At 44.4% G+C, this 14,947-nt stretch carries 15 protein-coding genes; 5 read left to right on the forward strand and 10 right to left on the reverse strand.

Annotation, left to right across the window (positions count from 1 at the left end; translation table 11 throughout):
* Positions 1–84: 84 nt before the first annotated feature.
* The 6 genes from KOE27_RS29945 to KOE27_RS12835 all read right to left on the reverse strand — a co-directional run bounded on the left by KOE27_RS29945 (position 85) and on the right by KOE27_RS12835 (position 6,617).
* Positions 85–1,086, reverse strand: a complete 1,002-nt coding sequence (locus KOE27_RS29945) for a helix-turn-helix transcriptional regulator (protein ID WP_304488614.1) — start codon at positions 1,084–1,086, stop codon at positions 85–87.
* 2 nt (positions 1,087–1,088) lie between these two features.
* A complete protein-coding gene (locus KOE27_RS12815; protein WP_215239257.1) occupies positions 1,089–1,664 on the reverse strand; it encodes a GNAT family N-acetyltransferase in 576 nt (191 codons plus the stop codon).
* A gap of 193 nt (positions 1,665–1,857) precedes the next feature.
* Positions 1,858–3,849 carry a conjugal transfer protein MobC gene (gene mobC / locus KOE27_RS12820; RefSeq protein ID WP_215239258.1) on the reverse strand — a complete coding sequence of 664 codons (1,992 nt, stop codon included), beginning with the start codon at positions 3,847–3,849 and terminating at the stop codon, positions 1,858–1,860.
* A gap of 14 nt (positions 3,850–3,863) precedes the next feature.
* The gene (locus KOE27_RS12825) at positions 3,864–5,147 is read right to left on the reverse strand and encodes a relaxase/mobilization nuclease domain-containing protein (protein ID WP_215239259.1); all 1,284 of its coding nucleotides are present in this window, start codon (positions 5,145–5,147) and stop codon (positions 3,864–3,866) included.
* A complete protein-coding gene (locus KOE27_RS12830; protein ID WP_310590077.1) occupies positions 5,135–5,614 on the reverse strand; it encodes a plasmid mobilization protein in 480 nt (159 codons plus the stop codon). The genes KOE27_RS12825 and KOE27_RS12830 overlap by 13 nt, the downstream gene beginning before the upstream one ends.
* A 106-nt stretch (positions 5,615–5,720) precedes the next feature.
* Positions 5,721–6,617 (reverse strand): toprim domain-containing protein, encoded by an 897-nt coding sequence (locus tag KOE27_RS12835; RefSeq protein ID WP_215239261.1) that lies wholly within the window; start codon positions 6,615–6,617, stop codon positions 5,721–5,723.
* A 174-nt stretch (positions 6,618–6,791) separates the two neighbouring features.
* Here KOE27_RS12835 and xth point away from each other — a divergent pair, with 174 nt between their 5' ends.
* The 5 genes from xth (at position 6,792) to KOE27_RS12860 (ending at position 9,173) form a co-directional block, all read left to right on the forward strand.
* Positions 6,792–7,577, forward strand: coding sequence for an exodeoxyribonuclease III (xth, locus tag KOE27_RS12840; RefSeq protein ID WP_215239262.1), 786 nt, complete (start codon positions 6,792–6,794; stop codon positions 7,575–7,577).
* Positions 7,578–7,583: 6 nt separating this feature from the next.
* Complete coding sequence (locus KOE27_RS12845; protein ID WP_215239263.1) at positions 7,584–7,730, forward strand: hypothetical protein; 147 nt, start codon at positions 7,584–7,586, stop codon at positions 7,728–7,730.
* Positions 7,706–7,990, forward strand: coding sequence for an ester cyclase (locus tag KOE27_RS12850; protein ID WP_229252762.1), 285 nt, complete (start codon positions 7,706–7,708; stop codon positions 7,988–7,990). The genes KOE27_RS12845 and KOE27_RS12850 overlap by 25 nt, the downstream gene beginning before the upstream one ends.
* Before the next feature lie 159 nt (positions 7,991–8,149).
* Complete coding sequence (locus tag KOE27_RS12855; RefSeq protein WP_215239264.1) at positions 8,150–8,428, forward strand: hypothetical protein; 279 nt, start codon at positions 8,150–8,152, stop codon at positions 8,426–8,428.
* A 169-nt stretch (positions 8,429–8,597) separates the two neighbouring features.
* Positions 8,598–9,173, forward strand: coding sequence for a hypothetical protein (locus KOE27_RS12860; protein WP_215239265.1), 576 nt, complete (start codon positions 8,598–8,600; stop codon positions 9,171–9,173).
* A 13-nt stretch (positions 9,174–9,186) separates the two neighbouring features.
* Here KOE27_RS12860 and KOE27_RS12865 read toward each other — a convergent pair whose 3' ends face one another.
* Genes KOE27_RS12865 through KOE27_RS12880 form a run of 4 tightly spaced genes read right to left on the reverse strand, consistent with a single transcriptional unit; the run spans position 9,187 to position 14,945 of the window.
* The gene (locus KOE27_RS12865) at positions 9,187–9,690 is read right to left on the reverse strand and encodes a GNAT family N-acetyltransferase (protein ID WP_215239266.1); all 504 of its coding nucleotides are present in this window, start codon (positions 9,688–9,690) and stop codon (positions 9,187–9,189) included.
* 16 nt (positions 9,691–9,706) lie between these two features.
* The gene (locus KOE27_RS12870) at positions 9,707–11,830 is read right to left on the reverse strand and encodes a DEAD/DEAH box helicase (RefSeq protein WP_215239267.1); all 2,124 of its coding nucleotides are present in this window, start codon (positions 11,828–11,830) and stop codon (positions 9,707–9,709) included.
* Between the two features lie 2 nt (positions 11,831–11,832).
* Complete coding sequence (locus tag KOE27_RS12875) at positions 11,833–13,146, reverse strand: ATP-binding protein (RefSeq protein ID WP_215239268.1); 1,314 nt, start codon at positions 13,144–13,146, stop codon at positions 11,833–11,835.
* On the reverse strand, positions 13,143–14,945 hold the full coding sequence (locus KOE27_RS12880) for a tellurite resistance TerB C-terminal domain-containing protein (protein ID WP_215239269.1): 1,803 nt from the start codon (positions 14,943–14,945) through the stop codon (positions 13,143–13,145). Before KOE27_RS12880 ends, KOE27_RS12875 begins: the two co-directional genes overlap by 4 nt.
* Positions 14,946–14,947: the final 2 nt, after the last annotated feature.

Consider the following 14,947-nt stretch of genomic DNA (forward strand, 5'->3'; position numbering starts at 1 on the left):
ACAACTATTTAAAGGTTCGGGTACTACGCAAAAAGACGCAAATCGTCTACGCAAAAACACGTATTTCGGCCTGCATTGGTTGTATTAGCCATTTTCCCAAATTTGCAGCCGATTGAGTAGCTCGACTCGATTGGAGACGCCGAGCTTCTCATAAACGTTTTGAATATGTTTGCTGACTGTCCGTTCAGAGATATAAAGTTCGTTGGCAATGTCCTTGTATGCCTTTCCGAATCGAACAAGTCGAACGATCTCTTTTTCCCGTGAAGTCAACCCGACTGTACTTAGATTTATCTCAAATCGCTGAGTGGGTGAGATACCGTTTGCCTCCAACTGCTGGATCATTTGCTCGATTAAATCAAGCTTCGACAATGAGTCGCTGCCATCAGCGCTCGCGAGTTTTAACAGTTGTTCGTATTCTTCACGGCTCTCCCGTATTGAGCGCCTGATGAACAAGACTGTTATTACAATAAAGCCGACGTTCGTTAGTAAAGCTTCCGGAACCTGGTGGATCCTGAAAAACGCAAAAAATGGAAGAGATGCCCAGGGAACGACGGCAAGATAGACTGCCGTCACTTCAAAGAAGCGCCGATCCTGGATGTCCTTCTTATACTTGTCCTGAATGGATTGCTGTATTGTATAAAGAAGTACTAACGCATAGGCAGCAGGTATGACCATGCCGTAATTGATAGCGTGGTCTATATCGCCGTCGTACACGAACTTCAAAGGAAAAATGACCGCGAAAGGTAGTAGAATGAAGAGTGGGACGCCGTACAACGCATGCCAGCGGAGCCTATTCAGCTCAAATGCTTTATAGAAATAGAACGGAAAATAGGCTCCCATTAAAAATCCCATCCCGTAGGCGATGGCATATTGAACCACAATGGGCGGGGTGCTAAGATTTGGATCTGGGAAGAAGCCGCTTGCGATGTTCTTCGAAATCAGAAAGAGAAGCAAACCCAGGTAATAAAGCCTTCGCTTATCTCTGGGATGCGATAAATAATAAAAGAATTGATACACGAACATAATCAGTTCGAGTATGATGAACACGAGTGTCACCACGTGCATATCTGTACCTCCAACGCGCATTTCTACTGACCATTTCTAATGAGAAAGAGATTGTATCCAAAGTCCAGCTGATTGTAGACGTCGAGCCCGAACTTCTTATACCACGGCAGGTTTTTGACTGTGGAAGTCTCCAAATAGATAGGTCGTTTCATTCGTTCCGACTCAGCTACAAGGTCTCGCATCAACTGTTTTCCAACGCCATTGTTCTGGCTATCGGGGCGCACGCCAATGAACCAGAGGTAGTAGATTGGATCAGCGGGATAATTTTTCGAAATCGCCTTTTCTCGGCTAATGGCCTTCGAAATGTTTCCAAAACCAATACCATTCAAAATCAATTTGACCTCTAATAAAAGCGACTTTAAAGTTGTTTTCTTCCGTTCGGGGAACGACACCAACGCACATCCCTTCTTGTCGTCCGACAGGTAGACCTTACCGAAAAGCTTGCATGTTTCGTACGAATAGTCCATCAAAGCGCGAATGCGATTGAGTCTCCGACCGTCGGGCGGGATGAGATAATTTACGCTTTGATTGTCTTGAAAAGATTGGGTCAGAATGTCGATAATCAACCCTTTGTCTTTCGCTGTCGCTTCTGTCATCATCAAAAATTTTGGTGAAACAAGTCCTGTTAATCAGCGAGGAGGATTTGCGAACTTAAATAACATTTACGGAAACCGTAAGGAATTTATTAGAATTTTATTAGAATTATTTGCACGTTGGATGCGCATATGGAGGTATCGTTGTGACTCTCAGTATATTAATTTAAAGGTGGTAAAACTCTGAGAACAGCTGGTCTCAATCGTTGTTTTTTCGAACAATTAGGTGTTGTAGTGACGGATCTTCAAGAATGCGCCGCATTTCAGACTGTACTATTTCATCCACTTCTCTTTTAATTTGAAGGTAGTTCTGCTGGACGATATTCGAGTCAACGTGACGTACGATTGGCAATTGAGAACTGTCATCTTTTGCGCTTGCAGTTCGAGTCGGTGTCGTGAATTTCGCATGAAAACCTTTCAGGTCTATCCGCTGGTCAGGGTTGTCTGCAACAAAACCCACGAACTCTCCGGAGCTTAATGAGGCAATCGTAGAAGGCGGAATTGCCAATTCCAATTGCTGCGATTTGCTAACAGACGTGTCCATTCTGTTAATTGAAAGTCCCGTCCGATCCTGCATAATTTTCCCGAAACGTTCCGACAGTTGCTTGGCAGTTTCGCCACTCACTTGCCCACTTATGACATTTCCTGTAATGTTCATGATCACCTCGGCATACTCCCGGCCATAGTCTTTCTTGAGCTGACTGAAATCTTGAATGCCGATTGTAGTCGCTACCTTATTGGACCTAGCAGTTGCGATAAGCGTGTCCATGTTATTCAGGTATACGGTGGGAAACTCGTCAAAGACAAGACTGCATTTCAGCCGTTTGGGCTGATTGACCAGTTTGACCAGGCGCGTAATATATAAGGAAAGCACAGCCCCGTAGGTTTGGATTTTCTGTGGGTTATTGCCCATACACAAGATTTTGGGATGCTCTGGATTATTAATATCCAGGGAGAAATCATTACCCGATAATACATAGTAAAGCTGCGGAGAAGCCAATCGAGCAAGGGCGATTTTGGTCGACCCAATTTGACCTTCCAATTGCTGCATGGCTTCGTTGAGATACGCAGTTACAAAAGGATTGACGAAAACTTCGATCTCCTTTTCCGCCCGTAAAATGGTAAAAAGGCGATCGTAATCCATCTGCATGAGCTCAATCACATGAGGTAGCGTGCAGTATTCACCGTCTTGGTATCGGCGCAAGAACCATATCACGGCAGTCATAAAGTTGATCGACGACTCCACAAAGAAGTCACCTTGTCGCTTGATCCATTCGCGGTTCAATCCCATTAGTATTGTTCTTGCTGACTCTACCGCGTCGGTGATATCAGTCATGCTTTCAGCATCCAATGGGTTACACCTGTGACTTCGGGATAGATCGTCAAAATTGATTGTGTAGAACTCAGGGCTAACCTCATAATGCTGTTTATTCTCGGCCCATGCTCGGTACGCTAAGATCGACAAGTCGTTGTATTTGAAGTCATAAACAAACATGGAATAGCCCTTAGCGATGTGCTGAGCGATCACGTGCCGGAAAACAAAATGGGTTTTTCCGGAACCCGGCGAGCCGCAAACTAATAGTCCTCGAAATGGATTGATTATATTGATCCAACTCCCTCGGAATCTGTTCTTATATCGGTATTCGGCGGATAAGTTGATTGAAAACTCATTCTCAATGCGGTTTTCAAATTGCGGAAAGGTCTCACTATACTTGTTGAAAATATCATTGCTGAGTCGGCTTCTGATAATTTTTGAAAATTGGCTGCCACCCGAAAGAATCATCAGAAAACCAGCCGAACAGACAAGAATATACAATATGGTCAGAGCTGTGTTGGGAATCAAAAGCCTGAGTAAGAATGTGCTTATGAAATACAACAATAGGCCCGACGCTAATTGTACAAAGCCACGCCTTGCATTGACGTTCTCGCTTTTCTTGCCTTTGATACCCACCAAAGAAATAAGTAAAAACCCCAGCGCAATGGCCTTCGATTTCAATGGCGATGATAGTAGACCAGAGCGTGCTATTTTATCTAAAATCCTGTCGGAGATAGACGATGTAAGCTCCCATTCAAAGAATGCCTGATAGCAGAAAAAGTAGAAATGAAGAGCCAGCACCGTAAGGCTGACCAATCTCGTCATATCGGTAATCTTCCGAAGACTCTGATCGTTTTCACCAGTATTTGAAGCCATATTGATTCACTATTTTAGAGTTGTTGAGACAGACCTTTTTTCTTTTTACGCCGTTTCGAGCGTAGCTGGCTCGGCGTCGAGCCATCCTGTTTTGCAGGATCAAAGAGCGCGTCGGCGGCATCTATTTCACTGCTGCTAGACCGTAAATCGCCGCCGTAAAATCCACCGAGAGCTTCATTTCGATTGGCATTGGCGGGGTCAGCGGAAAGTTTCTGCCGGTTTAGATGTTCGTAAGCAGGATGGTTTTCATGAGGCGCGCAGCGCTCTTGAATGGCCTTCGCGCTGTAACTTTTTCCCAGAGAGCTGCCCTTGAATACGGATCGTGTTCTGTGGTCTACGTAGGTGATTCCGTAAATCTGACCAGCATCATTCTGCCGAATTACTGTTTCAATCCCTTCTCTTCTTAGCTGGTTTGTGAGCTTTTCCAAAGTGGTATTGGCCTTCCCGAGCAGCGCAAAATCGATCGTATTTTTGACTCGGTTCTTATCGGGTTGGCGCTTGTGCTCATTTGCCTGGAAGCGCTCTGATAGATTTTTTAACGTCGGCTTCTGTGCGAAATCGCTTGCTTTAATGGGAACGCCGACTCGCTCACCTCGCTCATTGATAAGCCGGTAATTCAAGCCTCCTTTTTTGTAAGTCCTGGAATCCTCACTGCCCCTGTCGGCAGCTACGTTGAACTGATTTAAGACAGCATTTAACTCCGGAACGGATGTGAATTTGTACTGATCTATCACGGCCGAGAGCACATTAGATATGGCCCTTTTTGTCTCAGTCTTACCATAATTGGCCTTGACCATAGCTGGCTTAATCACGAAGGAATCTCTTTTTCGCTCATCAGCCTTCACTAAATTGAAGTCGATTTCAATCTGCTTTCTTGCCTTTTCTGACTGGTTCTTCCCGATGTTTTGAGTCTCAATCCGACGACCATCCGCCGCAATTTTTACCGACACAATATGGATGTGTGGGTGACCAGAATCATGGTGTTGATACACGAGAAACGGTTGATTTCCAAAGCCGATCTTGTCCATATAAGACTGCGAAATCTCTTTTAAATCTGACTGAGAAAGTTGCTCTGATGGGTCGAAGTTCAAAGAGATATGGACTGCATTTCGGGTGACATTCTCATTCAGAGCAGCGAGTTTTAACAGCATATTCAGCCGTTGCTTCTCCGATAAATTGATCGCTTCGTCGGGATAATTTGCTGCCATAATGCACTCTGCAATGCCCTCTCTCAGCTTGTTCTCATTGTAGTGAAACGTCTGCCTGATCGAGTTACCTGTCTTAATTATTGCAACCATGTTTTCGCTGCTTTACTGATCTCCAACTGGATGGTTTCGATCATTTTTAATACTGCTTTCTTGTCCAGCTCATACTCAGTTAACCAGGAACTGTATTCGCTGATTTGCGAGAGCGTTTGAAGCCTTTTGACTGCCTGATTAAAATTGTTGCCGATAGCTGAGAGTTCTCGGCGAAGCTCTATCAATGTAGACATTAGCGAGTCCAGTGACTCATTGCGATAGTTGACCGTAATGGGCTCGGACAGTATTATTTTCCTTGCGTAGTCACTAATCTTGCGGCAAGTCGTCCGTTGTACTTTTCTTCGAATCAGCTCACTCTCCGCGGCCGTCAACCGGATATGAAGCCACTTATTTCGGTTCTCCTCTGTCTTTTTCATACCTGTGTTGATTGATGTTTTGTGTCTGATTTTATGATATCCCCCGCCAGCGACTTCGGAGCGTTGGGGCGGCCTCCGCGGCGCGGCCAGATCCTGAGGTTGTGATACAACCTGACATCTGGCCGATTGCGGTTAAGAGGCAATCCTCCGGATTTTGGATAGGCTCTCTTTTTGAGGGATCTGATTATGACTGAGATCAGAAATAATTTTCCGGAGTCTTACTAATGAGCCATTCGTTAAGGTCTTTAAACCCCTCGTAGAGCGGACTTCCATCCTTGTACTTTTCGCTGATCCCCCTAGCTGTCGAGCTGCACTTAAAACCGGCAGCATCGCGGTCGAGGTAAAGGTTGATTTGCTCGTGTCTTTCCAGGAAATCTTTTGACCGGCCAAAAAAGGAGACTGAGTTTAAAATCACATAGTCTTCCTGCATCTCGCTGGCGTTTGCCGTGATGGTTTTATAGGATAAAAAATCAAACAGTCCTTCGAAGACGGATACCACTGAGGCTCCGTTTTTTATCGTGGTTATATCCTTGGGACTGCTGGCAACTTTGGCAAAAGAATTACGTAGTTCATAGCCACCTGAATCATTTTTTAAACCAACAGCGAAATACTTTCGCTCTCGCACTTTGTAATAGATCTGCCGGCAGTAATGGGCAGCAATTTCTCCTGGGATGCATCGTGATGAAATGTACCGTATTAACGACGGGCTCGTCAAGGCACCAGTAGAAAGGATCTCAATATTCCGTCGGCTCACAGTTGAGATGTTCGGAGCCGTATGTGTTGTCGGTTGATGAAATGATAGATAATCTGAAAAAATCCTGACGACTTCACGGACTGAACATTGGTAGAACGTTACCGCGAAATCCACCAGATTTCCTCCCAAGCCAATTCCGTGGTCATACCAACGGTTCAATTGCCGATTCACTTTGAATGAGGCCGTCCTTTCATTTCTAAATGGCGACAAATACCAATGGTCGACATTCCTGATATTGACTGGTTCAAACCCGAGCTCAAACAGGTAGTCAACAATGTCAAATTCTTTGATTTTGGCCAACGTTAAGAGTTGACATTTTCCCCTCGTTCTTTCCCACATTTCAGTCTTCGTTTAGTTTGTAGTGGCGAAAATAAAGAGGCTGAATTTCAGACACCTATCCTGTGTAAATTCTCCCTAGGGGCAACCAGGCTGCAAATTCCCTCGTCTGTCAAAGTTTGCAAACTAGTCTGGTCTGATTTTTCTGGTCAAAATACACAGCTAACTCAGTTTGGAATGAAGATCGCTACCTACAATATTAACGGCGTTAACGGCCGCTTACCGGTTCTTTTAAAATGGCTCGAAGAAGCTAAGCCCGATGTTGTGTGCTTGCAAGAATTGAAAGCGCCGCAAGACAAGTTCCCGGAGCGGGCGTTATTGGACGTAGGATACAATTCCATTTGGCATGGGCAAAAAATGTGGAACGGGGTTGCGATACTCGCCAGGGATTTACCTCTTCAGGAAGTTCGGAACTCACTTCCTGGCGATGAGAGCGATTTGCATAGCAGGTACATTGAAGCGATCGTCGGCAGAATGCTTGTATGTTGCCTTTATTTGCCAAACGGAAACCCTGCGCCAGGACCAAAGTTCGATTATAAAATGGCGTGGTTTAAGCGATTGAAAAAGCACGCGAAATATCTGTTGTCGGAAGAGGTGCCGGTTGTACTGGCAGGTGATTATAATGTCATCCCAACGGAGAAGGATGTTTACAAACCTGAGCGATGGGTAGATAATGCATTATTTTTCCCGGAGCCTCGCAAAGCCTACAAAGAATTGGTTGGCCAGGGCTGGATCGATTCAATCAGGCATCTGCATCCCGACGAAACGATTTATACTTTCTGGGACTATCTTAGAAATGCCTACGGACGGGATGCCGGTCTCCGCTTAGATCATTTACTTTTGAGTCCGCAAATCGCTCCGCGTCTGGTCGCGGCAGGCGTGGACAAGCACGTCCGGGGTTGGGAGAAGTCCAGCGACCATGCACCTACGTGGATTGTTTTAGCGGATGAAGAAGAAATATAGCGTTTTATGAAAATCGGCTATCAGAATCTTTCAAGATTTCCGGAAGCGATCAGTAATCACTTTGGCAGCACGCTTAGCGACTATCCTCAAATGCATTTGTATTTATCAATCGCTCCGCACCTGAGGTTATGGATAACGGCCCGGCAGGGATGATCTACTTTTTCAATGATATCCTTCGCCCGGCAATGCCTGACATCCATGTAACAATCCGTCAGCAACTTTCCGAAGGCGACTTGGTTACAACGCGCAAAACGATTAGCGGAACTCAATGTGGAGCCCTGTTAGGTATTCCGGCTACGGGTCGGGCGGTTAACATTGTCGTGATTGATATCGTCAGGGTAAAAGACGGCAAGTACCTTGAACACTGGGGGATCACCTCGCTCCCGGAGGTATTATCTCAACTTCAAAACTAGGGTATCTTCAACCAGCATTTGAACTCCTGCTAGCGTTCGGAAACGGACCTTCGGCGGGAGTTTCTGTTTGACATATGCACCCACAATCCTGGGAAAATTCTCCTTAGGATCGTTTCAGACGCGTTTTATAAATTTGGAAGATCAAAATTAAATCCAAACATGATGAACGCGAAAGAACTGGCAAGTGTGTATGATACCATCATGAGTATCCCTGGTATGAATGATCCGATCAAGATCGACCTGAAAATCAGCAGGCGAAACGTCTTGCTGTTGAGCCAGGCCATCAACAAAGCTTTGTCATCGGAGGCATCCGCCGACTCAGTAAACTTGATTGACATTTGTTCGCCCGAATCGAAGGAGGAGCTGACCACATTTTCAACCGAGTGCCTGCACAAGTCGGGGTTGAATGAGCTGAACGACCGCCTTTCCAAACTTTGACCCTTCCAGGACGAGTGATTTTCAAATGGTATTCCAAGTTTAGTAATCCACAGCAAAAATTTAATATGACTGCGACTTGAGTCTATGAATAGAAAAAGATACTTTTGAGATCATGCAAATGATACTAAAAATATCTTCAAGCTTTCTTCATCAACAAACTTCTAATATCATGGACTCAGCGCTTCAAACAACCGACAAGGAGATATTTCGGATAATTGGTATCTCTGATGCCGACTTCGAGAAAATCGACAACTCTGATTGGATTTGGTCGGTTTATCCGTTTGAAGCTGGGGATGAGAGGCCTATTGCAGCGTTCTCTGAATTTGCAAGTGCTTTCAAACTGGCGTGCCGGTTAAACGATTTCGTTGAAGGTGGTATGGGGGTTAAGCCAATTCTCAGAACTGAAACCGATATCGAGCTTGACCGATATCATCAACTTATTGAGGTAGGCATGACACCTTTCCTGATATGTTTGAAAAGCCAGGGAGGCGAATTGGAAGTGATTGACGGGGTCAGTAATAATCTGGATGAAATCAGCCTGGAAAACGATATTTCGGAGCTCGTGACAAATTTGAAAATTAGAAGGAGGATTGGTTGGGAGTTTGATCTCGTTGGAACGTTTTGGGCTCCGAGCCGTCGACTAGCGATCAAAAAGGCTAGGACATTCAGTGCAATGATTTCCGAATTACAGGACCGAGTGCCGGGAGTGTTTGAGAAGGCAATTCTGTCTTACAGTCATTCGTAAGTTTAAATTATGGTCAATTCCGCTTCTTCTCCCAATCATTGCGGTCGAGTTGGTAGACCGCGCAAAAGTCCTCATCGAAAGTGCGGTTTTCAACAAAAGAAAAGCCCAGCTTTTCATAAAACTTTCTGGCTCTCACATTGGAAGCAAGAGGATCGATAATAATTGCCGCCACTTCGGGCGATGCGAAACAACGGGCAATGGCCTGGTGCATCATTTCAGTACCATGACCTTTACCGAGGTCACTAGCCTCACCAATCCAAATGTCTATCGCGCGAAGGCCAGGGGCTACATCGCCCCAATAGTGGCTATCTTCTAATAAAGGATCAATGATTTGCACAAAACCGATCGGGCGACTGTCGAGTTCGGCGATCAGTTGCTCACGCCATTCTGGTGACCTTAACAATTCGGTTTCCCATCCCCAATCATCGTTTGGATCTGAGGCAACCGTGTGAGGCTGCTCATCCCAATGCAGCAACAAGTTCAGATCATCAATGGTAGCTACTCGGAATTCGATCATGACTATTAAAGCAAAACTACGTAATCGTTACAAGATTTATTCGGCTTAGAAAATTTTGGGCATTTTCGAAGTCGTAGTATTTTGTAGTTAAAAGCTCTACTTGATATTCAACAGGCAAATGCTCGCCCCATTTGGAAAAAGATAATAAGGATGGATTTGCTTTAAAGTCTGCTGCGACATGCGCCATTAAGTCAACATGAAGCTCGATCGATTGTTGAAAAATATCTGACAACTCCTGAGACAACTCTCGAAAGGTGAAACTACTATCAGATTCTTCATACGTAAAGTTTAGATTAAGCTTCCGAAAGAAGAAATTTAGCGTACGATTCACAAGGGTGCCTTGGAAAGTGAAGAATTTTATAACGTTGTCTTTGTAGAGAACGGGCCTGTCATCTTCAAGACACTCAATAGCAAATCCTGAAAACTCTTTTCGTAGTTGCCGTAAGGCTTCGGATGCAATCTCATCCATCCCGGTCAGCTCCTTTTTCGCAACTAAAACTTCCAACATTCTCTCGCGAATTTTGGAATGCACAATGCCACCATTTCCGGAGAATGCTGGTTTCTTGCCGTCACTTGCTGGCGTGACACTGATTTTGGCGGCCTTGTGATCAATGTCAATAATTTTCCAAATTTTCGCGGCCAGCAATATGTTCTCATTCACTTCCAGCTGAGGAGAAAACGGCATCTCCCCAATTGGTTTTTCCTGATGAAGTATTTTATAGGCTGGCTCTGTTTTAAAAACCGTATAGAAGTCCTTAGAATTTACAATGTATTCCCCATCGACACCAATGATGAGTTGCCTATTGATCTTCTCTAATAGATTTGTTTCCAACAACCACGCTACAATGTCTCTAAGCTCATGCTCTTCGATATCCGTAAAAGCATGATTGCTCTGAATATTTTCCCAAAGTTTGTTGAAATCGCATTCGGAGAACTGCTTGACATAAGCAAGTACCTGATGAAGAAGAATATCGTATGATTTCTTCGCTGGTCGAAGCGGCTCGATATAGCCCTCGTCAAAAAGATCTAAGCAGGCTAGTGTCTGTAACAGCGACCAAGGATTTGTCGCATAGAAGAGCAGCTTGCTTTTTTCACCTTCGCGCCGCCCGCTTCTCCCAAGCCTTTGTACTAAAGACGATATGGATTGAACCGAATCAATCTGAACGACCATATCCACCGATCCAATGTCAATGCCAAGTTCCAATGTCGAGGTGCAGGCTATTGCAAAAGGGTATCTGACATTTGTTTTGGCAAATGTCTCAATGTACTCTCGTAGTTCTTTGTGAATTGAAGAATGATGTGAAAAATAATAAGGATGCCCTTTCACCTTCTCTGAACGTCTTTTAAGCTTGACAGCTACCTCTTCACAACGACTTCTGCTATTGGGAAAAATCAGGACTTTATGGTCTTTCGTTTCGAAATAAAGGTTATTCAGCAGATCAGCTGGCAGGTCTGCACCATCCGACAAATGATATCTTAGCCTAACATCTATCTCCTTTGCCGACTTGTCTAGCAAGACCTTGGTGTTGGCTTCATCCCCCGTCATAGCCTTGGCCTGCGCATAATCTCCGATCGTGGCCGATAACCCGACAACAAGTGCCTTTTCAGAATTCAGAGGTTTTAGACGTGCAAGAATGGATTTCAGTTGGATACCCCGATCAGCGCCCAAAAAAGAGTGAATTTCATCAATAACAATGTAACTGACTGAGCCGAACAACTTGCGTGCGTTTTGAGGCGAATTTACAAGCATAGCTTCCAAGGACTCCGGCGTAATCAGAAGCACGCCACTTGGATTCTTTATGAGCTGCTCTTTCAGGCTGCGGCTTGCCTCACCATGCCACTTTGTTACCTTGACATCCAGATATGAACATAGATCTTCGATCCGCTGAAACTGATCATTAATCAGCGCGATGAGCGGTGAAATGTAAATGACCTTCACACCGGGTTGTCGGAAATCTACTTTGGACAAGATGGGAAGGAAAGCCGCTTCCGTTTTTCCGGAGGCGGTACGAGAAGCCAAAATAACGTGCTCGTCGGACGAAAGTATTTTTTTTATCGCTGCTGCCTGAATTGGGCGCAGATACTCCCATCGCTTGTCGCGAATGTATTTTCTTATCGGTTCAGACAGTAACTCAAACACACTTAAAGTTCTTCAATGTCGGCAAAGATTGATTCGTCCGGTCTCTCGTCGTGAATTTCGATCTCGCCGAACAACTTGCTTTTGTCCACCCCAGGATTCTGTCTAATAATGCTCAGAATATTCAGAAAATCACGAATAACTTCGCGAGGAGTTAGGAATTCTGCCGCGCCAGGTTTGTTGTACAGCTCTTCCATAAACTGGTGTATGTCGCCATCTGAAATGTCAAGCTCGACAGAGTAGTGAAAATCGAAGACCGCTTTTAGTTTTTTGAGCAAAACGAAAATTTCATTGTTATCCAGCGGAAGTAGTCTTATGACAGGTTGGGCAAAATCGCGGATTTCCAGAGTTTCAAACTTATTGGTCTCTAATCTAGACTTTAAGGCCTGATAACTAAAAAGGCCACGTCTTGGATTTTCAAGAACCTCCTTAGTTCCCGCAAAGTTGATAAACAGATTGCTGACCTTTCCTTGAAAGCAATCATTGTAGATCGTAAGAATCTTCTCATAATTCTTCTCACGCATGACTGAGGTAGAGATCTTGTATAAATTGATCGCTTCATCCAAGTTAATCATGAACCCAGCATAGCCTATGCTCACAAACAACTTGCAGAAGTTTTTGAGCATGTCATAGAAATTGAGGTCGTTGATTATATCCCGCACGCCCAAATCCTGCCTGGCTTCTGTCCTGGTTCTGTATTCGCCTTTGAGCCACTTCAACGCGTTCCGCCGTAAAGCGTCATCCTCTTTGATAAATCCGTCGTAATATTTGGTAATTACCCAGCTGAAATCAAATCCGCCGACCTCAGTAATCTCGTTGACGGTACGAACGATGTTTTGCTGAATGAGTTGGCTATGCTTTTCATCACGAATCTCGCCGAGGCTGATATTGTGGCTCGTAGCAGTCTGCATCATAATTTGCTCGATCCATTTGTCCAGCAAGGTAGATAATGCACCTCCCTCGGGTTTTGTCTGGATCGCGATATTATCCATGATTGCTGCGTACAACGCAACTGCCTTCCCGTCGTTGGAATAGAGACGGTTGTCAGGTGTAAAGTCCGCGTTGGCAACCACAAACTTCTGTTTGAGCGCAACTGTATTCAGAAGGTGGAGCATGAAGGACTTGCCGGATCCAAAATCTCCGATCCAGAATTTCACAATGCTATGACCATTTTTCACATCATCGAGTGCTTTTAAAAAAGCTTCAACTTCGTCCGATCGTCCGACGGTGATATGTTGTACACCAATCTTCGGCACAACGCCTCCAAGTAATGAATTAATGATAGCGGTAGCTTCTTTGGGTTTTACGTTGGTAATCATGCAGCAAAAATCTTTTTATAATAATTTACATTAACTTCGAATCCCTCTTCATTCTCCTCAATCAATACGTCATCAAGCAACTCCATGCACTGGTCGTTGATGCCGTCGATCAATTGATTTTTAAAAAGCCCATTCTGTTTTGCGAAAGATTCTATTTTATCAAATTCCACGGAGAATTCCTCGCTTTCAAAGAGTTGAAGACACTGGCGTTGTACAGCAGACAGGTTTACGGCGCTTTCTTCAACGTTTGATTCGGCAGGTGGGGAAGCTGAATCGACTACTATGATCAGTTCATCATCTGTCGGCGATTCAAGATTATCGCTTACCAGCTCATTTTCGTCCCGCAAATACTGGCTTAAAATACTAACTGTTCCCGCGTGCTGTTTTTCAACTAATTGAACCGCCGAGATATCAATAGCTATCGACCTTCTTTTGGGTGCATAAATACTGGATACACCCGTTAAGGCCTTTTGCAAGTCCTTTGTGTTAACTAATTCGTCAACAATGGATTGGAATTGTTCGAATTCCTGCTGTTTTGAGAAAAGCCTTTTTTGAATTGTTTTATTCAGCTGCTTGCTGTCAACTTGTTTAGAGTTGAGGTCGTGCCAGATATAATGTAGATAGAATCTTAGGCTCTCTGCCTTGTTCCGAGTTGCTAGAAATTTAGACGCTTCGTAGAAAACGTGCTCAACATGAGGATTTTTTGAATTTAATTCTCCCAAGCGATAGAGCTGTGAGATCGTCTCATTTTCGTCTGCCAGCTGATTTTTTGTAATTGCTTCGAAATATATCTTCCATCTACCAGTCCCTGTTTCGTTCAGAGCAATTTCCGTCAAATCATCCGGCTCGCCTACGTGCGGCGAACACTTTTTGACAGCATCGTCAATGACTACGGCCAATCGTTCATCAAATAACGCTTTGATCTCAGGAGAGTAAGGGTAAAATTCCGCCTGTATTTTGCGTTTGTGGTTCCATTGATCCCGGACAACTGATTCACATCTCTTGTAAATGACTTGGTAGGCTTCCTTCTCAACAGACTCCTTATGGTTTCGGACATCATAGTCGGTCCAATAAGTCGTTTGGGATTTTTGAAACTCCAGCGACTTCTGTGCTATCGCTTCAATCTCGCGACTCAACGTGGAGGCTTCCTTCTTTAGAAAGCTGTTGATTTTCTTTATCGACGCGATATACAACTTTACAATTTCCGTTTCACAACCTTCAATGGAATTGAATACGTTGGCGTCATTCCAAAATTTGTTTAACCAGCCGACCTCTTGTTTCGTGAGAGCAAGTTTTTCCTTGTATTTTTTGCCAAGTTTATATTCATCGGCATCGTAAGCTGGCGTGTATACTGATCTGCTCTCGAAATCAGCATAGTAATTCTCATAAGAGATTCGAACGGGATCTGGCGAAACCTCAATAATGGTCTCATCTTGAAAGACTGTGGGTTTGTTCACTGTTTTCTCCAGGTCAGACCATGATGCCATTTTCGCGCGCTGAGCACGGACATCTTGTGTCGTCATATATCGTGGGGACTCTGCCTCTGTTTGCCTGCCGGTGCGATGGCTAGAATTAATGTTTGAAGTCGGCGGATTGGAAGGTGCCTGCTTATCTGTCTTTACTATGAGATAGAAAATGACAATGCCCAGAATAATAATAAAAAATGTCATGGTTTGAGGGTTTGCAAACCTAATATAGAAATAGTTGTGATAAATCGCCAGTCTCGTCTTCCAGTGCATTGCTCGTGACTCCAAGCCACGAACTTCCTGTAACATCAAAATCGGAGCAAAACTGGCCATTC

The organism is Dyadobacter sp. CECT 9275, from assembly GCF_907164905.1.
Taxonomy (GTDB): Bacteria; Bacteroidota; Bacteroidia; order Cytophagales; family Spirosomataceae; genus Dyadobacter; species Dyadobacter helix.